This window comes from Actinoalloteichus caeruleus DSM 43889, assembly GCF_000429185.2.
Classification (GTDB): domain Bacteria; phylum Actinomycetota; class Actinomycetes; order Mycobacteriales; family Pseudonocardiaceae; genus Actinoalloteichus_B; species Actinoalloteichus_B caeruleus.
Window position 1 is genome coordinate 2,684,851 of sequence record NZ_AUBJ02000001.1, and the last position, 21,252, is coordinate 2,706,102.

Consider the following 21,252-nt stretch of genomic DNA (forward strand, 5'->3'; position numbering starts at 1 on the left):
GCCCCGGACGTCGAACGGACGGTGGTGGCGACGACGGCGGTGCCGTCCTCGGTCAGTCCCCCGCGTACCTGATGTTCGGCCGGGGCGGCGGCGCCATGTCCGCGCCGAGGAAGTAGTCGAGGTGGTGGGACTGCGGGTAGCCCTTGAGCGTCATCCCGTTTCGGTAGGCGGGGTTGTGGGCGAGCGTGTAGATCCTGGTGTCCGTCGGCTGGTCCGTGGTGAAGATGATGAGTTCGTCGTACTCGGCGTTGGTGTGAACGACCTCCTCACGCCAGTCGCCCAGGATGTCGCCCACGAAGGCCGGGTTCGGTCCGCTGGCGTTGACCGCGCCGTGCCGCCAGGTGGTGACCAGCCTTCGAAGGCTGTTGCTCGGTCTCGGGTCGTTGGGCTCCCACTTCTCGATCTTGCCGTCGTTGAGCAGCTCCATCGTCAGATCGCCGTCCCACCACAGGCCGAGGTGCGGCCACGGCGCCAGCGAGGTGTCTGGTTCGGTGAGGGTGTTGGTGGGCGCGTTGTACAGGCCGGAGAACGACCAAACCTCCATGCCGGGGTGGTTGGGGTCGATGTCGCCCGCCATGCCGCGGCCGACGTCGCTGACGCCCTCCTCGACGTGCTGCCACAGCATGGTGCCGTCGCTGGCGTCGTAGTAGTACTCGCGCAGGCCACCGGGGTGGTCCTGCTGCACCCCGTACCCCTGGAGGCCCGGGCGGGTCGGGTCCATCTTGGCGATGTGGAAGCGGTCGCCGTGGACGATGCCCTGCTCCCCCAGGCTGTAGCGGAGGGTTCCGTCCCCGTTGAGCACGAAGCCGATCTCGGCGATCTCGTCCCTGCCGTCGCCGTCGACGTCGACGATGCGGGTGTTGTGGCCGTCGGGGGCGTTCTGGTCGCCGCGCAGCCACGTCCACTGCCGCGTCAGGTCGCGGCCGTCGAAGTTCCAGGCGGCCATCATCAGGTTGAAGCCGCCGTCGCCGACGCGGTTCTTCATGTAGGAGACGACGCTCGGCGTGACGCCGTCGAGGTGGCCGACGCCGAGGCGCGCGTACATCGGCCCGTCGGACAGGTAGTCCGTGGGGACGGCGGCGGTGGCCCGGGACGCGCCGGTCATACCGTCGAGGATGGCGATGAACTGGTGGTCGTCGTGGTCGTGGGTGAAGGTCTCCCCGTCTCCGAAGGTGACCCCGTTGGCGATGCGCACGGCGACCTCCGCGTGCCCGTCGCCGTCGAGGTCCTGGACGGTGACCCCGTCCCAGTGGCCCACGTTGAGGGTGGACGAGCCTCCTTCGATGTTGTTCTGGTCCATGCTGTTCGGCCCCATGTCGACCTCCCAGAGGAACTCCCCGTCGTTGCGGTAGGCCTCGAGCTTCTGGGGTGCGGTCTGCCGGTCGAGCACGTAGTCGTACTCGCCGTCACCGTCGAGGTCACCGACCCAGACGAACTTGACGGGGCCTCCGGGTCGCAACGGGACGCGGACGACGGGTTCGACGGGGTTGTCCGCGGGCAGGGTGAAGGAGCCGCTCGGATCCTGTTCGGTGTCGTCGAGCACCGGACGCACCCGGTAGCTGTTGGGCTGGTCGAGGTCGGCGGTCGAGTCGACGAAGTTGGTCCCGCCCGTGAGGACCTCGGAGTTCAGCCGCTCGTACGGCCCGCCGGAGGCGGAGCGGTACACGTGGAAGCCGATGTCGTCCGGGTCGAGTCCGAGGAGCCGCCAGGTGACGAGGACGTCGGAGCCGCTGGAACGCACCGCCACGACACCGCGGTCGAGGCGCTCCATCACGCGCGGCGTCGAGATCGCCGGCTCGCCCGGTGGGTCGTCACCGCCGTGGGGCGGGTTGGTCACCAGGGTGGCGCTGGCGGTCAGTACCAGCGCGCTGATCGTCGCGGCTCGGCGGCGGGGACGCGTGACTGCCATGAAGTCCTCCCTGACTTCCGATGGTCATGCGGTGCTGTGTGCGGATGGTGCGGCGCTGGCGGGACCGGCGGGGTGGACCCGGACGGCGGGTGCGCGGCGCGGGGCGGGGTGGGGTGGGCGGTGGCGTGGCGGATCCCGGAACACGCTCAGGGCCTCGTACCGGGTTCCGGGGACGCGGCGGGCGTGTGGGCTCGCGTTCCCGTGCTCACGGGGCGGGCCCTCCCGGCCGCCGGGTGCCCGGGGAACGTCACGGGCGGGCCGACGGGGTCACCAGGGGGCGAGGTCGCTGCGGGCGGACGGCGCTCCGCCGCTGTGCGCGCGGTTCGGTGGGCCGGAGTGGCCGACGGGGGTCCGAGGATGTCGGGCGGCCGTCACCTACGCCCTCCCCACCACGGCCGTTTCCCGGTAGCGGACCGACTCCATGTATACGGTTACATAAGGATGGGAGCACGGTGCCGCCGGTGCCGTCAAGGGAGCGGGCGCCGGCATCCTGGGTGGCCGCGTCGTTCCCCCTGGGCGGGTGGCGCGGGTTCTCCCTCCGATCCACGCTGTGGGCGCGGCGGTGATTTGACACCAGTGCGCCAGCCCGGAACCATCGCGTGTAATCGTTTTACCAGCACGTTTCAGCGTGACGAGGAGGTACGGATGGGCCGGCGCGCGGCGTCCGACAGCGGGGGACGGCGGCCGACGACGATCAGGGATGTGGCCGCCCGCGCCGGGGTGTCCGTCGCCACGGTGTCCCGCATCCTCTCCGGGACGTACCCGGGAGCCGCCGCGACCCGGGGCAAGGTGCTCCGCGCGGTGCGCGAACTCGACTACGTGGCCAACGCGAACGCGCGGGGGCTCGCCGGCGCCCGCAGCCGCAGCGTCGCGATCATCGTCAACTCCGTGATCTCCCCGCACTACGCCCACGTGGCGCAGGGGGTCCAGACGCAGGCGGCGATCGAGGGCAAACTGTGCATCGTCGGCACCACCGGCGGCGATCCCGAGCGCGAACTGGCCACGGTCCAGTTGATGCGCGAGGAGCACGCCGAGTGCGTGATCCTGGTCGGGAACGTGATCGCCGACGACGCCTACCGCGAGCGCATGGCGAACTACGCCCGCGCCCTGGCGGCGGCCGGCTCGCAGCTGGTGCTGTGCGGCCGACCCGCGTTGGGTTCCGACGTCCCCGCACTCGTCGTCGAGTACGACAACACCGGTGGCGCCTATGCCATCACCAGCCACCTGCTGTCGCTGGGGCACCGGCGCATCCTGTTCCTCGGCCGCCGCGACAGCTACACCACCCCGGAAAGCCGGGTCGCCGGCTACCGGGCGGCCCTGGCCGACCACCGTGTCCCCCACGACCCCGGGTTGGAGGTCGAGGGCCGGATGGAACGGGACGAGGGCTACCGGATGATCCGGGATCGGCTCGCCGCCGGGCCGCGCGACTTCACCGCCGTCTTCGCCGGGAACGACCTCATCGCGGCGGGCGCCCGCCAGGCGTTGCGGGCGCACGAGCTCCGCGTCCCCGAGGACGTCTCCCTGGTGGGCTTCGACGACCTGCCGCCGTCGGCGGACATCGACCTCACCACGGTGCACGTGCCGCACGAGGAGCTGGGACGCACTGCCGTGCGGATGGCCCTGGGTCGCCCCCGGGATTCCACGGCGGCGGTCCCCGGCGTGATGCTCGGGACGCACATCGTCGTCCGCGACTCGGTTCGGCCGCTCGTCCGCGAGGAGCCCCGGGTGGGGTGACGGTGGGCCCGGGACGCCCGGTCGAGGAGGTACCCGTCGCGGGTCCGTCCCGCTCTCCCGGTGTTCCCGCACCACGCCCGCCCGGGGCACACCCCGCACCACGGCCGGGCGAGGCGGGGCGCCGCCGACGATCGGTTCGGGGCTGGCGGTGGTCCCGGCGGGCGTGGGCCGGGAGCGGATCACGCCCGGTGCCCGTGCCCGGTGGTCGCGCCAGGCCGTCGCGTTCTCGACCGTGCCGTCGACATCCGCCCATCCCGTCGCACCGGTCAACGGCGGTGCGCCCCGGACGCGGGTCACCTACAGCCGGGGGTGCTCGCCGGGCGGCTCCTCGAAGAGGTCCCCGTACCGGTCGAGCCGGTCCGGGATCATGCCGTGGGTGAAGACCAGGTCCTCCGGCGCGGCGCAGCTCTCCACCTCGTCCCAGGTGACCGGGGTGGACACGGTGGCCTGGGCGCGGGCGCGGAGCGAGTAGGGCGCCACCGTCGTCTTGGCCGGGTTGTTCTGGCTCCAGTCGATGAGCACCCGGCCCACCCGCCTGGCCTTGGTCATCGTCGACACCACGGCCTCCGGATGGCGCTGGGCCAGCCGATCGGCGAGTTCCCTCGCGTACCGGGAGGTCCGGTCCGCCTCGGCCACGGTGACCGGCACGTAGAGCTGGAGCCCCTTCGACCCGCTGGTCTTGGGCCGGGGGGCGAGCCCGTCCGCCTCCAGTTCGACGCGGAGGAGTTCCGCCACCCGGCAGCACTCGACGACCGTCGCGGGCGGGCCGGGGTCGAGGTCGAAAACGAGCAGGTCGGGGGTGTCGCGCGCCCCGTCGGGGGTGACCCGCCACTGGGGGACGTGCAGTTCGAGGGCGGCCAGGTTGGCGAGCCACACCAGGGTCGGTACCTCGTCCACCAGGACGAACTCCGTCGTCTCCGCTCCCTTGCTGCTGCCCGGGGTGGGGATCTCGACGGTGGGCACCCAGTCCGGGGCCGACCGGGAGGCGTTCTTCTCGAAGAACGACTGCCCGTCGACGCCGTCCGGGTAGCGGCGCAGCGTCACCGGTCGTCCCCGGAGGTGCCCGAGCAGGACGGGTGCGACCCGGGCGTAGTAGTCGATGACGTCCCGTTTGCTCACCCCCGCCTCGGGGTAGAGGATCTTGCCGAGGTTCGTCAGGCGGAGGCGGCGGTCGCCGACGACGACGCTGACCCGGTCCTCAGGCACCCTCGGTCACCTCCGCTGGCCGTTTGTCGTCCCGGAGTCCGCGCCAGCGGGGGGCCCGGAGCCGCCCGTCCCGCGTCCACTCCTGGAACAGCACCTCACCGACCAGGCGGGGTTCGACCCAGCGGGCGGACCGGGCCCGCTGGGCCGGCACCGGTCCGGCGAAGGGGGACTTCGCGCTGGCCAGCTCGCGCAGCGTGCCGGTGAGGCTCCTCAGTTCGGCTTCGGAGAAGCCGCTGCCGACCGATCCGACGAAGCGGAGCCCGTCGGGGCCGGGGAGGCCGAGCAACAGCGATCCCAGCACCCCGCTCCGCCGGCCCTCCCCCGGACGCCAGCCGCCGACCACCACCTCCTGGGTGCGTACGTCCTTGATCTTGGTCCAGGCCGGTGAGCGCCGGCCCGGCCGGTACGGGGAGTCTCGGTGCTTGGCGACGATGCCCTCGAACCCCCGTTCCCTGCTCACCTGGAGGACGGCGGCGCCCCCTCCGGAGAAGGACGGGGGTGTCTGCCAGTGGGGTCCGCGCGGGGCGAGCTCGTCGAGCAGCGCCCGCCGCCGCGTGTAGGGCAGGTCGAAGAGGTTCCGGCCGTCGAGGTGGAGGAGGTCGAAGACGAGGAGGGTGGCGGGGTGTTCCTCGGCGAGGCGCCTGGTCCTGGCCTGCCCGGTGACGTGGAGCCGACGTTGGAGCAGCGCGAAACTCGGGCGTCCCTGGTCGAGCACGACGATCTCGCCGTCGAGCAGCACCTGGGTGGAGCCGAGCTGCTCCCCGAGCCCCCGCAGCTCGGGGTAGGTGGCGGTGACGTCCTCGCCTCGACGGTTGCGCAACCGGAGCCGACCGCCCTCCACCTCGGCGAGGGCCCGGGCGCCGTCCCACTTGAACTCGTAGCACCACTGGTCGTCCTCGGAGGTGCTGGGCAGGGTGCCGGCGGTGGCCAGCATCGGCGCCACGTCGTCGGGCACCGGGACCCGGTCGGGGTCCTGGGGCGGGTCGCTCCGTCGCACCATCCAGTCGCCGCCTCGACCGAAGAAGACGTAGCGCCCCGTCACCCGGTCGCCGTGCAGCACCACGTCGACCTCGTGGTCGGTCCACTTCCGGGTCTCGTAGGTGCCCCTGTCCCAGATCAGCACCTCACCGGCCCCGTACTCCCCCTTCGGGATGCGGCCCTCGAAGTCCGCGTAGTCGAGCGGGTGGTCCTCGGTGCGCACGGCGAGTCGGACGGTGCCGGGTTCGGCGGGCAAGCCCTTGGGCACCGCCCAGGAGACGAGCACCCCGTTCCGTTCGAGCCGGACATCCCAGTGCAGGCGTCGGGCGTGGTGTTCCTGCACGACGAACACGTCGTCCGCGCCGTGCGGGAGGGGGCCGTGGTCGGGGACGGGCTCGGGCGTCCGTCTCGGGTCCCGCCGACGCCGGTACTCGTCCAGGTCGGCCATGCTCAGGCGCTGCTCTTCCTACCGCCGGTGCGACGGGTGGAGCCGGACCGGGTGGTCTTCTCGTCCTGCTCCTTCTCCGCCTTCTTCTTCCCACCCCCGCCGCTGCGCCCCCGGGAGGTCCGGCGGTCCTGGTCCCCGGTGCCGTCCCGGGAGGTCCTCGCCTGCTCGACGCTGCGTTCCAGCGCGGTCATGAGGTCGATGACCTCGCCCTCCCGTTCGGGTTCCGGTCGTTCGGGTATCTCGGCGCCCTCGGCCTTGGCGCTGATCAGTTCCCCGAGCGCCTCCCGGTAGTCGTCGGAGAACTGGTCGGGTTCGAAGTCCCCGGCCATGCTCTGCACGAGGGAGGACGCCATCTGGAGTTCCTGGGGCCGGATCTCGACGTCCTGGGACAGGAAGGAGAACTCCGGTTTCCGGACCTCGTCCGGCCAGAGCATGGTGTGCAGGACCAGGACGTCGTTCCTGGCGCGCAGCATCGCCAGGGTCTCCCGCTGGCGGAGGGTGATCTTGACCACGGCGAGCAGGTCGGCCTCCTCCAGGGCGCGGCGCAGCAGCACGTACGGCCGGACCGCCGCCTTGTCGGGTTCGAGGTAGTAGCTCTTCTGGAAGAAGATCGGGTCCACCTCGGCGGCGGGCACGAACTCGAGGACCTCGATGGCGTGCTCGGTCTTGATCGGCAGCGACTCGAAGTCCTCGGGCCCGAGCATCACCATCCGGCCGTCCTCGAACTCGTACCCCTTCGCGATGTCCTCGTTGCCGACCTGCTTGCCGCAGACCGAGCACACCCGCTGGTACCGGATCCGCCCGCCGTCCTCCCGGTGCACCTGGTGGAACCGGAAGTCGTGTTCCTCGGTCGCCCGGTACAGCCGGACGGCGACCGTCACCAGCCCGAAGGACACGGCTCCACGCCACAGCGACCTCATGGGGTCTGCCTACCCGAGGCTGGAGCCCCCAACCACCCGAGGTCACCCACATCGGCGGATTCCCACCGGAGGCAGCGGTCGGGCCGGTCGTCGAATCCACCGGTCCCTCCTGGACCCGGCGGTGTCCGCCCTCGGCATCCGTTACCACCAACCTGCCGGAAATGTGCTGATCAGAGAGGGTCTCGACGATGCGCCGGCAGCCCGGTGCGGTGCGCTCGGCAGGTGTATATTCCCTGCTTCGTGTGCGGCTGTCGGGTCCGAGCGCCCCTGCTTCCCGCTTCCCCGGTTCGTCGGGCCGGCAGGAGGCCGACCCGACTCGCTGCCGTGGTCGTGGAGCGCGTGGTCGTCGTGGCCGGGCATGACGGCGACCTCACCCCCTCCCCGGTGGACTGAGCACCGTGAGTCTGTTCGAGGGCGAACTGCGCCCGCGGAAGCGGCCGCGAGGTCGCTCCATGGCCACGACCAAGTGGTGGCAGTACCCGGCCCGGCTGTTGGTCCTCGTCTTCGCCGCTGCCGTGCTCGTCGGCACGGTGCTGCTCGCGTTGCCCCTCGCCACCGAGGGACCGGCCTCCGCTCCGCTGCTCACCGCACTGTTCACCGCCACCTCCGCGGTGTGCGTCACCGGGTTGATCATCGTCGACACCCCGGTCTACTGGTCCACCTTCGGTGAGGTGGTGCTCATCGGGCTCGTGCAACTGGGCGGGCTCGGGATCATGACCCTGGCGTCCGTTCTCGCCCTGGTCGTGTCCCGCCGGCTGGGACTCCGGATGCAGCTCTCGGCCCAGGCCGAGACCGGCACGCTGAACCTGGGTGATGTGCGCGCGCTCGTGGGTGGCGTGATCCGTACGAGCCTGCTGTTCGAGGCCGTGACGGCGGTCATCCTGGTCACCCGCTTCCTCGTCGGGTACGACGAACCCTGGTCACAGGCCTTGCGGCTGGGTCTGTTCCATGCGGTGGCCGCCTTCAACAACGCGGGTTTCGCGCTGTTCAGCGACAACCTGGAGAGCTTCTCGGGGGATCCGTGGATCGTGCTTCCGGTGGTGGTGGCCGCGACCGCGGGTGGGCTCGGGTTCCCCGTACTGCTGGAGCTGTGGCGCAGGATGCGCACCCCCCGCCGCTGGTCGCTGCATGTGAAGGTGACGCTGATCACCAGCGGCGCGCTCGCCGTCCTCGGAACGCTCATGGTGACGACCTTCGAGTGGTCCAACCCAGCCACCCTGGGTTTGATGGGGGTGCCCGAGAAGCTGATGAACGGCTTCTTCCACGGCATGATGCCCAGGAGTGCCGGGTTCAACACCGTCGCGGTCGGCGAGATGGAGCAGGCGACCCTGCTCGGCACCTCGGCGCTGATGTTCATCGGCGGAGGCAGTGCGGGCACGGCGGGAGGGATCAAGGTGACGACCTTCGCCGTCCTGCTCTTCGTGCTGTTGGCGGAGGTGCGGGGCCACCCCAGCACGCACGTGGCAGGCCGCCGGGTCCCCCTCGACGTCCAGCGACAGGCCCTCGCCGTCGCGCTGATCGGCGTGGCCGTCGTGATCCTGTCCACCGTCTACCTGCTGCTCATCAGCTCGTTCCCGTTGGAGAAGGCGCTCTTCGAGGTCACGTCGGCGTTTGGCGTCGTGGGCCTGTCCACGGGCATCACGGCTGACCTCCCCCCCACGGGCCAGGCACTGCTGGTCCTGCTCATGTTCGCCGGACGACTCGGTCCCATCACCCTCGCCGCCGCGCTGGCCCTTCGTGAGAAGACGCGGCGGTACGAACTCCCGGAGGAGCGACCCATCATTGGCTAGGAAACGTCAACGCAGGAAGCCCCCCTCGGGGCACCGCGTCCTGGTGATCGGTCTTGGCCGCTTCGGCGGCTCGCTGGCGCTCGAGCTCGCCAACCGGGGGTGGGAGGTGCTCGGGCTGGACAACGACGCGCGGGTGGTCCAGGACTTCCGCCAGCAACTCACGCACACCATGGTCGTCGACTCGACCGACGTCGAGGCCCTCCGGCAGGTGGGGGCCCAGGAGCACCGCCGAGCGGTGGTGGGCATCGGCACCGACCTGGAGGCGAGCATCCTCACCACCTCGCTGTTGGTGGACCTGGGCGTGCCCAACATCTGGGCCAAGGCCATCAACCGGCAGCACGGGCGGATTCTGGAGCAGATCGGCGCCCACCACGTGGTCCTGCCGGAACACGACATGGGTGAGCGGGTCGCGCACCTGGTGACGGGCCGGATGTTGGACTTCATCGAGTTCGAGGACGACTTCGCGCTGGCGAAGACCGTCGCCCCCGCCGAGGCCACCGACCTGCCGCTGGGCGAGTCGAGGCTCCGGGCGAAGTACGGCGTCACCGTCGTGTCCATCAAGCGGGAGGGGGCCGACTTCACGTACGCGACGGCGGACACGGTGATCAGGCGGGATGACGTGCTGATCGTGGCTGGACGGACCAACGACGTGGAACGGTTCTCCGAGCTGGTGTGACGGTCGGCGGCCCGCCGCCGACCGGGCCGCTCAGGACCGCACGAGCCGGGCGATCGCCTCGCTGGCCTCGCGCACCTTCTCGTCGGCGACCTCCCCGCCCTCGGTCAGCGCCTCGCTGACGCAGTGCCGGAGGTGGTCGTCGAGGAGGCCGAGGGACACGGCCTGGAGCGCCTTCGTCGCGGCGGCGATCTGGGTGAGGACGTCGATGCAGTAGCTGTCGTTCTCGATCATCCGGGAGAGACCCCGCACCTGGCCCTCGACGCGGCGCAGCCGCTTGAGGTAACTGTCCTTGTCCGGCGTGTAACCGTGCATCGGGGCTCCTCGCGTCGTCCGGTCCCTCCCGACGACGTTACCCCCACCGGGTAGCGTTCCGGGCCGCTCGACCGGGGGCGGCTGACGTCGTCAGCCGCTGCCCGTCACCTCGGTGCCGCGGGTGGGAGCCGGGAGCTCGACGTCGTGCTCCCGGGGATGGCCACCGCCAGGAGGTGGGCTCAGCCGTCGGAGGGCCGGTAGTCCTCGTCCAGGGGTTCGGACCTCAGCTGCTCGGCGACGTCGGCGGGGTTCGCCTGTTCCGCCCGGTCGGCGATGTGCTCGGCGTCCCCGCTCGTCTCCTCCTCGTCGGGAGCCGCGGCTCGCTCCTGTTCCACGGCGTCCGGTTGCGGGACCGCCCGGTCCTCGTCGTGGCTGGACATGGTCAGCCTCCCGTCGACTGGGGCTCCAGCGCACGTTCGCTGGTCCCGCTCTCCGCCCTGGTCTCCGCGCGGAGCCGGTTCAACAGCTCGCGGCGCTCGCCCTCGGCCAGGCCGCCCCAGACCCCGTACCGTTCACCGCTCGCCAACGCGTGCGCGCGGCAGCGGAGCATCACCGGGCAGGTCTCGCAGATGCGCTTGGCGCGCTCCTCGCGGATCGTCCGGGCCGCTCCGCGCTCCCCCTCCGAGAAGAAGAAGACGGAGGGGTCGATGTCCCGGCAGGCCGCCTCGAGTTGCCAGTCCCAGAGTTCCGTCACAGGCTGTGGTAGGCGCTTGGTGCTCGTCATGCTCAGCTCCCCGCAGTTGTCCCAGGTCCGTAGTTCGCTGTTCGGCGGCCCGTGCCGACCCGCGCTACTTCGTCCTTACCCACCCGAGGCGAAAACATGCATGTGATCCACAGGAGCTTTTCGGGTTCGGTCGGGGGGTCCAGGGGCACCACCGGTCGGGACCGCCACCGCCGGGCGCACCCGGTTCGGCTGGCCGTGGCCCCGAACCTGACGGGGCCGTGACCACGTCGGGGGGCGGCGGTGGCCGTGGGCGCCACCGGCCGCGTTCCCCGGGGCGGCGAGTGGACACCGTGAGCGCGTCCCTCCCGAGGGGTCTCGTCGTGACCGCCGCGCTCAGCTGGCGCCTGCTCGTCATCGCGGGTGCCGGCTACCTCGTCCTCCACCTGGTCGCCGCCCTCTCCACGGTGGTGGTCCCGACCGCGCTGGCCGTGCTGCTGTCGGCGCTGTTGGCTCCGGTGGTGGGCTGGCTGGTCCGGCACCGGGTCGCGCGCGGTCTCGCCACGGCGATCGCGATCCTGGGTGGTCTCGCCGTCCTCACGCTCCTGCTGACCTTCGTGATCGGGGCGCTCGTCTCGGGTGCCGGCGAACTCGCCGGGCAGTTGGCAGACGCGGTGGGTTCCGTCGAGACCTGGCTGGTCGAGGGGCCGTTGCCGCTGGGCGACGACGTGGTCAGCGACCTGTCCGACCGGTTGAGCCGGTGGCTCTCCGAGCACCAGGCGCGGCTGGCCTCCTGGGCGGTGACGGTCGCCGGCGGTGTCGGCGCGGTCCTGACCGGGGCCGTCCTCACGCTGTTCGTCCTGGTCTTCTTCCTCCGCGACGGTGAGCGCATCTGGCGTTTCGTCCTGCTGGCCGTTCCCGCGCGGTACCGGCCGAGGACCGACGACGCGGGTCGGCAGGCGTTCCGCCAGCTGGGCCGCTACATCCGCGCCACCGCCGCGGTCTCCTTGATCGACGCGGTGGGGATCGGCCTGGGCCTACTGGTCCTGGGCGTGCCCCTGGCCCTCCCCCTGTCGATGCTGGTGTTCGTCGGGGGTTTCGTCCCGCTGATCGGGGCCTTCCTGTCCGGCGCGGTCGCCGTGCTGGTGGCCCTGGCCTCGAACGGCTTGCTGACCGCGGTGCTGGTGCTGGGCGTGGTGCTGGCCGTGCAGCAGCTGGAGGGCAACGTCCTCCAGCCACTGCTGATGGGCCGGATGGTCCGGTTGCACCCGCTCGCGGTGGCGCTGGCCATCGCCGTCGGCGTGATCCAGGCCGGTGTCATCGGCGCGTTGCTCGCGGTCCCCCTGCTCACGACGCTGCGGACGATGGTGGTCGTGCTCGCGCGGTCGGCGGCGGAACCTCCCGGCCCCGTGGCATCGGGAGGGGGGACGACCGAGGGCGAAGCGCCGTGAGGTGCGGGCTGGCGTGCCGGTGGCGTCGGGGCCGAGGGGCGCCCCATCCCGCGAACCGGGTGTTTCCCCTCTCCCTGGCCCGCCCACGGTCACGCCTGGGATGGCTCGTCGGGCCGTCAGTGCGGGCGGCGGCCGAGGGGCCTGGTCGGGGACGTCCCGTCCGCTCCCGTGCCTCGGGGCCCCGCCACCGCCCGAACCGGTGGCTGGTGGGACCCGCTACACGGGTCGACCCCACCGCCTGGACACTCCACCCGATGTGCTCCTCGACGGACGGCACGTGACGCGCGGCGGGCTCTGCCGGCGACGTCGGTCCGTCTCGTTCCCCGTGCGCCCGGGGCCGACCGGGGGACGCGGGTCCGCGCCGCCGGCGCCGGGGGTGCCAGCTCAGCCGGTGGCGGAGCTGAACTGGGGAAGCGAGACGGTGGGGCGGGTGGGGTCGGCGGCGGGCTGGGCTGGGGCCTCCTGGGCCGGGGCCGGCTGGCTCAGGGCGAGTTCCTGCGCGGAGGCCTCCGCCGCGGCGGCCAGCTCGGCACGCCTGGCTTCCTCCTCGGCCTCCCGGACGGCACGCTGGTGGGCCCGGCCCCGTTCGGCGACCTCCCGGATGCGTTGGGTCGCCTCGCGCTGATCAGCCCGACGTTTGTTGCGCGCGACCCGGTCCTTCTTGACCGTGCGGTCGTTGCGCTGGGTGACCGTCCGGGCGCGCTCCACGTAGGGTCGAAAGACTTCCCGCAAGTGGCTCGCGTTGCGATCCGAGAGGTCGATTTCGTAGTTGACCCCGTCCAAGGCGAACTGCACGGTGGACTGCGCAGGCGCTCCGTCGAGGTCATCAACCAGTTCGACGCAGACACGCTCGGCCATGATCACCTAGTCTTTCCGTGTACAACTCGGGCACCGCAGAGCCGCGGCGGCACCCTGATTCTAACGGAATCGTCACCGGAAGCCGAAACCCCTCCCCGGCCGACAAGCCTTGCGGCAAGATGCACGGCCCCCCTTACCAAGGGCCATCCGGGCGCACGCGCAAAGCGCTTCCCACGCAACGGCGAAGAGACACGCCATCAGCATCATGTTTATGATTGCCGCAGTGGGATACCGTATGCCAACCGCGGGCATCGGGAAACAGCGGAATTAGGGAGTGCAACATGGCCCAGAAGGTCACGGTCCAACTGCTCGATGACATCGACGGCTCAGTGGCCGAGCAGACCGTTAAGTTCGGACTGGACGGGGTGGAGTTCGAGATCGACCTGTCCAATGGGAACGCGGACAAACTGCGGGAAACGCTGACGCCCTTTGTGGACAACGCCCGCCGAACGGGGGGCCGCAAGCGCGGTGGTCGGACCGCCAGGGCGACCGGTGCGCAGCCGGCCCCGAGCCAGGCCTCGGACCGGGAGCGCAACCAGGCCATCCGGGAGTGGGCGCGGGAGCAGGGCCTGAAGGTGTCCGACCGCGGCCGCATCCCCGCCGAGGTCATCGAGGCGTACGACAAGCGCGGCTGATCCGCGCTGGCCGTGGTAGGCCCAGCGCGAGACAAGCAGTCCCGGCACGATCGACGCGACAGCGCGAATGTGCCGGGATACGCGTATATGGGGCGGACGTCACAGCGCCGTTAACCAGGGTCCCCGGGGGAGCACCCCGGGGACCCGACCCCGGGTTCACCTCTGTTAATGCGCCCACGGGAGTAATCCCGCGCTCACCGAGGAGAACGGAAAATCAACGACACGCCCACGCCGGTCCCGGCAAACGAGCCACCGGGACGTGACGTGGCTCTCCGCTTAAGGGCTCGCGGACCACCCGACCGACTAGCCACCGATACCGGATCGATGATCCCGACTACTGCCCGCTACTACGAGCGGGCTCGTGACGACGTTTCGCGGGCGACACCACCCGCGCCGGCTGACCCTCCAATCGTCGGCACGACATTGGGTCACCACCGGTCACCTGGTGACGGTAGCGGCCCTTCCCCGACTTTCCCGGACGCTCCGCATTCGGCGAAACACGTTTGGTTGCCGTGGCGAGCGGACGTCGCCCTCCCACCCACACGCCCATCTCACTCGCGACCGACGGGGACCATCGGTCGTGACCTCGCGACGGAGGTTCCTCCGTCCCGACGATTCCTCAATGCGCGCGGAGACGACCGGCCATCCCGGTCAGCCCGCCACCGGGCGCCGCCACCGAATCCCTGCTCCTGAGTTCGGCTGGCATGCGCACGACGGCCCCGGGGGCCGTCCGCCGCGCCCCGGTCGCGATCCGCCCCGCCGTGACCGCGCCGCTCCGCAACGGCAGTCGCACGGTGGTGAGCTCGGGCACCACGTCCACGGCGACGGGCAGGTCGTCGAACCCCGCCACCGAGACGTCCTCCGGTACCCGGACCCCGCACGCGCGGAAGGACGCGATGACCCCGGAGGCGGTGAGATCGTTCCCGGCCACCACCGCCGTGCAGTCCACGCCCGCGCGCACCAGCTCGCGGCCGGCCTCCAGACCCGCGGCCCGGGAGAACCCGCTCCTGATCCAGAGGCAGCTGTCGGGATCGATCCCGGCCTCGGTCAACGCCTGCCTGGCACCGGCGACCCGCGCGCTGCTCGTGGTGTGGTGGGGCGGGCCGGTGAGGTAGGCGATCCGGCGGTGCCCGGCGGCGAGCAGCAGTCGGGTGAGGGCGGCGGCGCCACCGTCGTTGTCGAACACCACGCTGGCCGCCTCGCTGTCGGGCGGTGCCTCCCGTCCGCAGAAGACGACGCGGGTCCCCCGGGAAACGCTCTGCCGCACCAGGTCGGCGGTCCGCCGACGGTGCCCGTCGTCCTCCGGTCCGCCCCCGGTGACGACGATGGCCCTGGCGCGCTGCCGGAGCAGCAGCTCCATGTACCTGAGTTCGTCGTCGGCCGAGCCGGCGGTGTGGCAGATCATCGTCAGCAGGTCCGCCTCGGCGGCCTCCCGTTGGATCCCGCTGGCGAGCACCCCGAAGAAGGGGTCGGACACGTCGTTGACCAGGACGCCGAGCACCTCCGACGTGGCGGCGGCGAGAGCCCGGGCCGGCCCGTTGACCACGTAGTTCAGTTCCCGGAGCGCCTCGGTCACCCGCCGCCGGGTCGCCTCGGCGACCGGGTAGTTGCCGTTGAGCACCCGGGACACCGTCGCGCTGGACACACCCGCCCTGGCCGCGACATCGGCCAACGTTGCCGCCACCCTGCACGCCTCCGATCGGTCCTGACCCGTCCCCCTCGGGACCGGTCCTGGATAGCACGCGGGAACGGGCCGTCGTGCGGGGCGGCACCGTCTCCCGCACGCCGTACTGTCCGTCGCTCGCCCCCCGCGCGGCGCGGCCCCGGCCGATCTCGGCCAGGAGTGCGGGCACCTCCTTGACCACCCCGTGCCCTCCACCTAGCTTTCGAGGCTCAGTAAGCGCTTTCTACGAACCGGAGCTGACCCCGTGGCACTCACGCTGCCGACAGACGCCGGCGATCTCGTCCAGTACACCCCTCGACCGACCGCGCCGCGTTCGGCCAAGGGCGCTCCCCCGAGCAGCCGAGTGCTCTACGCCGCGGCGCACGTCGTGGCTGACCCGCTCGCGGACAACACCCCGGGTGTCCCGGCACGCCCCGACTGGGGCGCCACCATGGCGTTCCGCCACCACCTGTGGGAGCACGGCGTCGGGGTCGCCGACGCCATGGACACCGCGCAGCGGGGGATGGGCCTGGACTGGCCGACGGCGGCCGAGCTCATCCGCCGCAGCGGCGCGGAGGCCCGGTCGGTCGGTGGGGCGCTCGGCGTGGGTGTGGGCACCGACCAGCTCGGTCCCGGTGACCACGGCATCCCGGAGATCATCGCGGCCTACGAGGAGCAGGCCGAGGTCGCCGTGGCCGCCGGGGCCACCGTGATCCTGATGGCCAGCCGCGCCCTGGCCAGCGCGGCCACCGGACCCGAGGACTACCAGCGGGTGTACGACCACCTGTTGGGACAGTTGCCCGAGCCGGCGATCCTGCACTGGCTCGGACCGATGTTCGACCCCCAGCTGCTGGGTTACTGGGGCTCCCGCGACCTCGACACCGCGACAGACACCTTCACCTCGATCATCGAGGCCAACAGCGCGAAGGTCGACGGCATCAAGGTGTCGCTGCTGGACGCGGACCGGGAGGTGGCGCTCCGGCGGCGGCTCCCGACGGGCGTCCGCTGCTACACCGGCGACGACTTCCACTACCCGGAGCTGATCAGGGGTGACGACCGGGGGTACAGCCACGCCCTGCTCGGCATCTTCGACGCCATCGCGCCGGCTGCGGTCGCGGCGGTCCGGGCGCTGGACTCCGGGGACGAGGAGACCTTCGACCGGCTGTTGGACCCCACCGTTCCGCTGTCCCGGCACATCTTCCAGACACCCACGTACTACTACAAGACGGGCATCGTCTTCCTCGCGTGGCTGTCCGGGCACCAGGACCACTTCCGCATGGTGGGCGGCCTGGAGAGCGCTCGGTCCGTCCCCCATCTGGCCAGGCTGTTCGTCCTCGCCGACGAAGCCGGCCTCCTCCCCGACCCCGACCTCGCCGAGCGCCGCATGCGCCTGTTCCTCGAACTGTCCGGAGTGGCCCAGTGACCAGCACCGACGCCGCTCCCCTCGCGGGAGCCGACCTGTCCCGGTTGAGCCTGAACCAGGCGACGATCAAGTACGCGGACCTGGAGACCGTGGTGGCCGAATGCGTGCGCGCCGGGGTGCCCGGCGTGGGCCTGTGGCGGGAGCCGGTCGCCGAGTACGGGCTGGCCAGGTCGGCGGACCTGGTCAGGAAGGCCGGCCTCGAGGTCACCTCGCTCTGCCGGGGTGGCTTCTTCACCTCGGCGGACCCCGGGGAGCGGGCCGCCGCCCTGGAGGACAACCGCCGCGCGGTCGACGAGTGCGCCGAGCTGGGGACCTCGGTGCTCGTGCTGGTGTCCGGTGGCCTGCCCGCCGGGAGCACCGACGTGGACGGCGCCCGGGAACGGGTGGCCGACGCGCTCGGGGAGCTCGGCCCCTACGCCCAGGAACGCGGGGTCCGGCTCGCGGTGGAACCGCTGCACCCCATGTTCTGCTCGGACCGCTGCGTGGTCTCGACGCTGGACCAGGCGGTCGACCTGGCGAGCCGCTTCCCCGTCGAACAGGTCGGGGTGGTGGTCGACGCCTACCACGTCTGGTGGGACCCCAACGTCTACCAGGCCATCGAGCGGGCCGGCGAGCGGATCGCGTCCTACCAGGTCTGCGACTGGGTGACGCCGCTCCCGGCCGACGTCCTGCTGGGCAGGGGCATGATGGGTGACGGCTGCGTGGAGCTCGCGCGGTTGCGCGAGGCCGTGGAACGCGCCGGGTACGACGGCCCCATCGAGGTCGAGATCTTCAACCAGGGGCTCTGGGACGCCGCGCCCCGCGAGGTGGTGGACCTGACCGTGGAGCGCTACCGGCGCCACGTCTGGTAGTCAATCGAACCCCGTCCGTGATCCCCGTCGGGAAGATCGGTAGTACCGTGGCGGCGAGTCGGCCGTGAGGGCGCGACCGGACTGGATTGCCGAGGCACACGATGGCACTGCGGGCGGGGGACCTCGTCCCCGACTTCGAGTTGACCGACCAGCACGGCGAGACGCTCTCGTTGGGTGACCTGCTCACCAGGGGTCCCGTCGTGCTCTTCTTCTACCCCGCCGCCTTCACCACCGGGTGCACCGCCGAGAGCTGCCACTTCCGGGACCTCGCCTCGGAGTTCGGCGAGCTGGGGGCGCGGCCGGTGGGTGTGAGCGGCGACGCGGTCGAGCGGCAGCGGGAGTTCGACGAGGCGAACTCCCTGGGTTTCCCGCTGCTCTCCGACCCCGCCGGCACCGTCGCCGCCCAGTTCGGGGTCCGGCGGATCGGTCCCCTCCCGATGAAGCGGCACACCTTCGTCATCGGGACCGACCGCCGGCTCCTGCACGTGACGCGCAGCGAGTTCCGGATGGAGATCCACGCGGACGAGGCGCTCGCCGCGTTGCGCGCGTCGTCCTGACGGGACCCGCGCCAACGCGGAACCGGCCACGGTCGCCCGCAGCCCCTACAGTCGGTGCCATGTCACTCACCCTGGGATCGGGTCCCTTCGCGCGACCGTTGGCCGGGCACCTGAACTTCGACCTGGAGGCGGCCGCGCCGGCGCACGTCCTGTACCTGCACGAGGTGGACCGCCGCGTTCGCGGCGAGGTGGCGGGCGAGACGGTGGTGGACACCGTCGGGGCGCGGATGCTGCACGAGACGGGCCTGCTCCCCCAGTGGTACCTCCCGCTGTCCGACGTCAGCGGAGAGCTCGTGGACAGCGACCACCGGACGCACTGCCCCTTCAAGGGCGATGCCCGGTACTGGCACCTCCGGGTGGGTGACCGGGTGCTGGAGAACGTCGTGTGGTCCTACCCGGACCCGGTGCGGGGCTCCCCGAACCTGTCCGGGCTCGGCGCCTTCTACTTCGAGCGCCTGGACGCGTGGTTCGAGGAGGACGAGCGGGTGTTCGCGCATCCGAGGGACCCCTTCCACCGCGTCGACACCCGCCGTTCGAGTCGGCTCGTCCGGGTCTGGGCGGGGTCCCTGCTGATCGCCGAGACCCGGCGTCCGGTGGCCCTGTTCGAGACGGGGCTGCCCGTCCGGTGGTACGTCCCCCGGGAGGACGTGGCGAGCGAGTTCCTGGTGCCGGCGGAGCGGGTGACGATGTGCCCGTACAAGGGACGCGCGGGGTACTTCGACCTCGAGGCACCTGAGGTCAGCGGCGCCGAGGTGGCCTGGACCTACCCCCTGCCGCTGGCCGAGGCGGCGGCGGTCGCCGGCTACCTGTGCTTCGCCGGCCCCCGGGTGCGCGTCGAGGTGGGGTGAGGCGGTCCGCCGGGAACGGGGTTCCCGGCGGACGCTCCACTCAGGAGGCGGCGACCGAGGACACCGCGCCGTTGAGCACCGGAAGGTATCCGTTGGCGTGGCCGTTGGCGTTGGGGTGGTAGGACTCGGTCAACGGGAGCATCGGGCCGTTGATCCACGCGCCGGAGGCGCAGTAGCCACGTCCCTGGAAGGCGGGCCGCGCGTCGGCGAAGGTGAAGCCGGCCGCACCGGCGTGGGTGTTGGTCACGTCGGCCAGCAGGTCCGCGGTCTCGTTCAGCAGCGTGCGGCGTTCGTTGGACACCAGGCAGGTGCCCGCCGAGAACAGGTGCGGGTAGCCGATCACGACGACCTCGGCATTGGGGGCCGAGGAACTGATCGCGGCGTAGGTGGCGTCGAGGCGGGCGGGGAGTTCGTCGGCGATGAAGGCCTGGGCGCCGGCGACCGCGTCCGCGCAGCCCTGGGAAGTTCCGATCGTGCAGGTCGTGATGACGCTGGCGAAGCCGGCGTCGTTGCCGCCGATGGAGACGCTGACGAGGTCGGTCGCGGGGTCGAGCGCGCCGATCTGGTTGGCGAGCAGGTCGTCGGTGGTGGCTCCGGAACACGCGGCGAAGGTGAGGCTCGCGGCGTTCTCGCTCGCCCAGAGCTCCGGGTAGGCCAGCGGCGACCGCTGGCAGTTCCCGCTGTCGGGGTCGTACTGGCCGATTCCGGTACCGGAGACGTAGGAGTCGCCGAGCGCGGCGTAGGCGAGGTCCTGTTGGGCGACGGCGGCGGGGGCGACGGAGACGGCGGTGGCGACGGCGAGCGCCGCGCCGGCCAGGGTGGTCAGGAGACGAGCACGCACGGATACCTCCCGATCATGGGCAACGTGGCTCATCCTTAACACGGTCGTTCTCAACGTGAAACTTTTCGCCGAGGCAACCAGCCGGTCGGACGATCGCCGGTCACCGTGCGTGCGCACCTGGGCCGCTCCGCTCGCCCACTCGCCCGCCGGAAACGTTTCGCCGTATTCATGGTCGAATTCGCAACGAATCGTCATAATGAGCATGGTTTGCCGCATGATCCGGTCGGGTATTGCCCCCTAGCCTTGAGGTATGGCTGTCACGACCGACCACGCTCACGCGACGACGCGGAGCACCTCCGAGGCGATCGCGCTCGACGAGCGGTGGAGCACGCACAACTACCACCCGCTTCCGGTGGTCATCGCGCACGGTGAGGGCGCATGGGTGACCGACGTGGAGGGGCGCCGCTACCTGGACTTCCTCGCCGGCTACTCCGCGCTGAACTTCGGCCACCGCCACCCGGACCTGGTGTCGGCCGCGGTCGAGCAGCTCGGTCGGGTCACCCTGACCAGCAGGGCGTTCCACCACGACCAGCTCGGGCCCTTCTGCGCCGAGCTCGCCGAGCTGACCGGCACCGAGCTGGTGTTGCCCATGAACTCGGGCGCGGAGGCCGTCGAGTCGGCCATCAAGGTCGCCAGGAAGTGGGCGTACCAGGTCAAGGGCGTGCCGGCTGACACCGCGGAGATCGTGGTCGCCGGCTCGAACTTCCACGGCCGGACGACGACCATCGTGTCCTTCTCGACCGACGAGGTCGCCCGAGCGGACTTCGGACCGTTCACCCCGGGTTTCGTCGTGACACCTTACGGCGACGCCGCGGCGGTGGAACGCGCGATCACCCCTCGGACCGCCGCCGTCCTGGTGGAACCCATCCAGGGCGAGTCGGGAGTGGTGGTCCCGCCTCCGGACTACCTGCGGACCCTGCGGCGCGTCTGCGACGAGCACGGGGTGCTGCTGGTGATCGACGAGATCCAGTCCGGGCTGGCCAGGACCGGGGAGTTGCTGGCGTCCGCGCACGACGGGGTCCGCGCCGACCTGTACACGCTGGGGAAGGCGTTGGGCGGCGGGCTGTTGCCGCTGTCGGCCGTCGTGGGGAGCCGGGACGTCCTCGGCGTGCTCCGACCCGGTGAGCACGGCTCGACCTTCGGCGGGAACCCGTTGGCCTGCGCCGTCGGCAGGGCGGTGATCCGGCTGCTGTCCACCGGTGAGTTCCAGCGCCGCGCCGTCGAGCTGGGCGGACGGCTGCACTCCCGCCTCGGGGAGCTGGTGGGTCACGGCGTCACCGAGGTGCGGGGTCGCGGCCTGTGGGCCGGCGTGGAGATCGCGCCGGGGGGCCCGGCTGGGCGTCAGGTGTCGGAGGAACTGGCCCGTCGCGGGGTGCTCTGCAAGGAGACCCAGTCGACGACGCTGCGCATCGCGCCGCCACTGGTGATCAGCGAGGCCGAGCTGGACCGCGGCGTCGAGGCCATCGGGGAGGTGCTCGGGAGCCGCTGAGC

20 protein-coding genes are annotated in these 21,252 nt (G+C 71.5%); 10 read left to right on the forward strand and 10 right to left on the reverse strand.

Annotated elements, in window-relative coordinates; translation table 11 throughout:
• Positions 1 to 52: 52 nt before the first annotated feature.
• Positions 53 to 1,909, reverse strand: coding sequence for a rhamnogalacturonan lyase family protein (locus G443_RS09815; protein WP_051313814.1), 1,857 nt, complete (start codon positions 1,907 to 1,909; stop codon positions 53 to 55).
• A 645-nt stretch (positions 1,910 to 2,554) separates the two neighbouring features.
• Here G443_RS09815 and G443_RS09820 point away from each other — a divergent pair.
• A complete protein-coding gene (locus tag G443_RS09820) occupies positions 2,555 to 3,643 on the forward strand; it encodes a LacI family DNA-binding transcriptional regulator (RefSeq protein ID WP_026418386.1) in 1,089 nt (362 codons plus the stop codon).
• 297 nt (positions 3,644 to 3,940) lie between these two features.
• Here the strand turns inward: G443_RS09820 and ligD (G443_RS09825) are convergent, their stop codons facing one another.
• Genes ligD (G443_RS09825) through ku form a run of 3 tightly spaced genes read right to left on the reverse strand, consistent with a single transcriptional unit; the run spans position 3,941 to position 7,195 of the window.
• Entirely contained in the window at positions 3,941 to 4,849 is a 909-nt protein-coding gene (ligD, locus tag G443_RS09825) for a non-homologous end-joining DNA ligase (RefSeq protein WP_026418385.1), read from the reverse strand.
• Positions 4,842 to 6,275: a non-homologous end-joining DNA ligase gene (gene ligD / locus G443_RS09830; RefSeq protein WP_026418384.1), complete on the reverse strand. Its 1,434-nt coding sequence runs from the start codon at positions 6,273 to 6,275 to the stop codon at positions 4,842 to 4,844. Before ligD (G443_RS09830) ends, ligD (G443_RS09825) begins: the two co-directional genes overlap by 8 nt.
• Before the next feature lie 2 nt (positions 6,276 to 6,277).
• The gene (ku, locus tag G443_RS09835; protein ID WP_026418383.1) at positions 6,278 to 7,195 is read right to left on the reverse strand and encodes a non-homologous end joining protein Ku; all 918 of its coding nucleotides are present in this window, start codon (positions 7,193 to 7,195) and stop codon (positions 6,278 to 6,280) included.
• Between the two features lie 452 nt (positions 7,196 to 7,647).
• On the opposite strand from ku, the gene G443_RS09840 reads away from it, so the two are divergent.
• The gene (locus G443_RS09840; RefSeq protein WP_035291813.1) at positions 7,648 to 8,985 is read left to right on the forward strand and encodes a TrkH family potassium uptake protein; all 1,338 of its coding nucleotides are present in this window, start codon (positions 7,648 to 7,650) and stop codon (positions 8,983 to 8,985) included.
• On the forward strand, positions 8,978 to 9,661 hold the full coding sequence (locus tag G443_RS09845) for a potassium channel family protein (protein ID WP_211237498.1): 684 nt from the start codon (positions 8,978 to 8,980) through the stop codon (positions 9,659 to 9,661). Before G443_RS09840 ends, G443_RS09845 begins: the two co-directional genes overlap by 8 nt.
• 30 nt (positions 9,662 to 9,691) lie before the next feature.
• Here the strand turns inward: G443_RS09845 and G443_RS09850 are convergent, their stop codons facing one another.
• From G443_RS09850 to G443_RS09860, 3 genes are all read right to left on the reverse strand, one after another.
• Positions 9,692 to 9,973 carry a metal-sensitive transcriptional regulator gene (locus tag G443_RS09850; RefSeq protein WP_016697159.1) on the reverse strand — a complete coding sequence of 94 codons (282 nt, stop codon included), beginning with the start codon at positions 9,971 to 9,973 and terminating at the stop codon, positions 9,692 to 9,694.
• 179 nt (positions 9,974 to 10,152) lie between these two features.
• The gene (locus G443_RS09855; protein WP_026418380.1) at positions 10,153 to 10,353 is read right to left on the reverse strand and encodes an Rv3202a family protein; all 201 of its coding nucleotides are present in this window, start codon (positions 10,351 to 10,353) and stop codon (positions 10,153 to 10,155) included.
• Positions 10,354 to 10,355: 2 nt separating this feature from the next.
• Positions 10,356 to 10,697 carry a WhiB family transcriptional regulator gene (locus G443_RS09860; protein ID WP_026418379.1) on the reverse strand — a complete coding sequence of 114 codons (342 nt, stop codon included), beginning with the start codon at positions 10,695 to 10,697 and terminating at the stop codon, positions 10,356 to 10,358.
• 290 nt (positions 10,698 to 10,987) lie between these two features.
• Here G443_RS09860 and G443_RS09865 point away from each other — a divergent pair, with 290 nt between their 5' ends.
• Positions 10,988 to 12,085 (forward strand): AI-2E family transporter, encoded by a 1,098-nt coding sequence (locus tag G443_RS09865; protein ID WP_245588748.1) that lies wholly within the window; start codon positions 10,988 to 10,990, stop codon positions 12,083 to 12,085.
• A gap of 384 nt (positions 12,086 to 12,469) precedes the next feature.
• On the opposite strand, the gene G443_RS09870 is transcribed toward G443_RS09865, so the two are convergent.
• On the reverse strand, positions 12,470 to 12,943 hold the full coding sequence (locus G443_RS09870; protein WP_035291867.1) for a histone-like nucleoid-structuring protein Lsr2: 474 nt from the start codon (positions 12,941 to 12,943) through the stop codon (positions 12,470 to 12,472).
• Between the two features lie 281 nt (positions 12,944 to 13,224).
• Between G443_RS09870 and G443_RS09875 the strand changes: the two genes are divergently transcribed.
• Positions 13,225 to 13,578 carry a histone-like nucleoid-structuring protein Lsr2 gene (locus tag G443_RS09875; RefSeq protein ID WP_026418376.1) on the forward strand — a complete coding sequence of 118 codons (354 nt, stop codon included), beginning with the start codon at positions 13,225 to 13,227 and terminating at the stop codon, positions 13,576 to 13,578.
• Positions 13,579 to 14,197: 619 nt separating this feature from the next.
• Here G443_RS09875 and G443_RS09880 read toward each other — a convergent pair.
• Positions 14,198 to 15,262 (reverse strand): LacI family DNA-binding transcriptional regulator, encoded by a 1,065-nt coding sequence (locus G443_RS09880; protein WP_026418375.1) that lies wholly within the window; start codon positions 15,260 to 15,262, stop codon positions 14,198 to 14,200.
• Between the two features lie 244 nt (positions 15,263 to 15,506).
• On the opposite strand from G443_RS09880, the gene G443_RS09885 reads away from it, so the two are divergent.
• The 4 genes from G443_RS09885 (at position 15,507) to G443_RS09900 (ending at position 18,920) form a co-directional block, all read left to right on the forward strand.
• Positions 15,507 to 16,664: a dihydrodipicolinate synthase family protein gene (locus G443_RS09885; protein WP_026418374.1), complete on the forward strand. Its 1,158-nt coding sequence runs from the start codon at positions 15,507 to 15,509 to the stop codon at positions 16,662 to 16,664.
• Complete coding sequence (locus G443_RS09890; protein ID WP_211237497.1) at positions 16,661 to 17,515, forward strand: sugar phosphate isomerase/epimerase family protein; 855 nt, start codon at positions 16,661 to 16,663, stop codon at positions 17,513 to 17,515. The genes G443_RS09885 and G443_RS09890 overlap by 4 nt, the downstream gene beginning before the upstream one ends.
• Positions 17,516 to 17,616: 101 nt before the next feature.
• Positions 17,617 to 18,072: a peroxiredoxin gene (locus G443_RS09895; protein ID WP_030103956.1), complete on the forward strand. Its 456-nt coding sequence runs from the start codon at positions 17,617 to 17,619 to the stop codon at positions 18,070 to 18,072.
• A gap of 59 nt (positions 18,073 to 18,131) precedes the next feature.
• Positions 18,132 to 18,920, forward strand: a complete 789-nt coding sequence (locus G443_RS09900; protein ID WP_026418371.1) for a DUF427 domain-containing protein — start codon at positions 18,132 to 18,134, stop codon at positions 18,918 to 18,920.
• 40 nt (positions 18,921 to 18,960) lie between these two features.
• Here the strand turns inward: G443_RS09900 and G443_RS09905 are convergent, their stop codons facing one another.
• Complete coding sequence (locus tag G443_RS09905; protein ID WP_026418370.1) at positions 18,961 to 19,761, reverse strand: SGNH/GDSL hydrolase family protein; 801 nt, start codon at positions 19,759 to 19,761, stop codon at positions 18,961 to 18,963.
• A gap of 250 nt (positions 19,762 to 20,011) precedes the next feature.
• On the opposite strand from G443_RS09905, the gene rocD reads away from it, so the two are divergent.
• The gene (rocD, locus tag G443_RS09910; protein ID WP_026418369.1) at positions 20,012 to 21,250 is read left to right on the forward strand and encodes an ornithine--oxo-acid transaminase; all 1,239 of its coding nucleotides are present in this window, start codon (positions 20,012 to 20,014) and stop codon (positions 21,248 to 21,250) included.
• Positions 21,251 to 21,252 lie beyond the last annotated feature (2 nt).

Excerpts from the sequence above, each read along its gene's own strand:
- G443_RS09860 (WP_026418379.1), bottom strand. The coding sequence starts at position 10,697 with ATGACGAGCACCAAGCGCCTACCACAGCCTGTGACGGAACTCTGGGAC.
- G443_RS09815 (WP_051313814.1), bottom strand. The coding sequence starts at position 1,909 with ATGGCAGTCACGCGTCCCCGCCGCCGAGCCGCGACGATCAGCGCGCTG.
- G443_RS09900 (WP_026418371.1), top strand. The coding sequence starts at position 18,132 with ATGTCACTCACCCTGGGATCGGGTCCCTTCGCGCGACCGTTGGCCGGG.
- G443_RS09870 (WP_035291867.1), bottom strand. The coding sequence starts at position 12,943 with ATGGCCGAGCGTGTCTGCGTCGAACTGGTTGATGACCTCGACGGAGCG.
- ku (WP_026418383.1), bottom strand. The coding sequence starts at position 7,195 with ATGAGGTCGCTGTGGCGTGGAGCCGTGTCCTTCGGGCTGGTGACGGTC.
- rocD (WP_026418369.1), top strand. The coding sequence starts at position 20,012 with ATGGCTGTCACGACCGACCACGCTCACGCGACGACGCGGAGCACCTCC.
- G443_RS09820 (WP_026418386.1), top strand. The coding sequence starts at position 2,555 with ATGGGCCGGCGCGCGGCGTCCGACAGCGGGGGACGGCGGCCGACGACG.
- G443_RS09840 (WP_035291813.1), top strand. The coding sequence starts at position 7,648 with ATGGCCACGACCAAGTGGTGGCAGTACCCGGCCCGGCTGTTGGTCCTC.
- ligD (WP_026418384.1), bottom strand. The coding sequence starts at position 6,275 with ATGGCCGACCTGGACGAGTACCGGCGTCGGCGGGACCCGAGACGGACG.
- G443_RS09850 (WP_016697159.1), bottom strand. The coding sequence starts at position 9,973 with ATGCACGGTTACACGCCGGACAAGGACAGTTACCTCAAGCGGCTGCGC.
- G443_RS09875 (WP_026418376.1), top strand. The coding sequence starts at position 13,225 with ATGGCCCAGAAGGTCACGGTCCAACTGCTCGATGACATCGACGGCTCA.
- G443_RS09855 (WP_026418380.1), bottom strand. The coding sequence starts at position 10,353 with ATGTCCAGCCACGACGAGGACCGGGCGGTCCCGCAACCGGACGCCGTG.
- G443_RS09895 (WP_030103956.1), top strand. The coding sequence starts at position 17,617 with ATGGCACTGCGGGCGGGGGACCTCGTCCCCGACTTCGAGTTGACCGAC.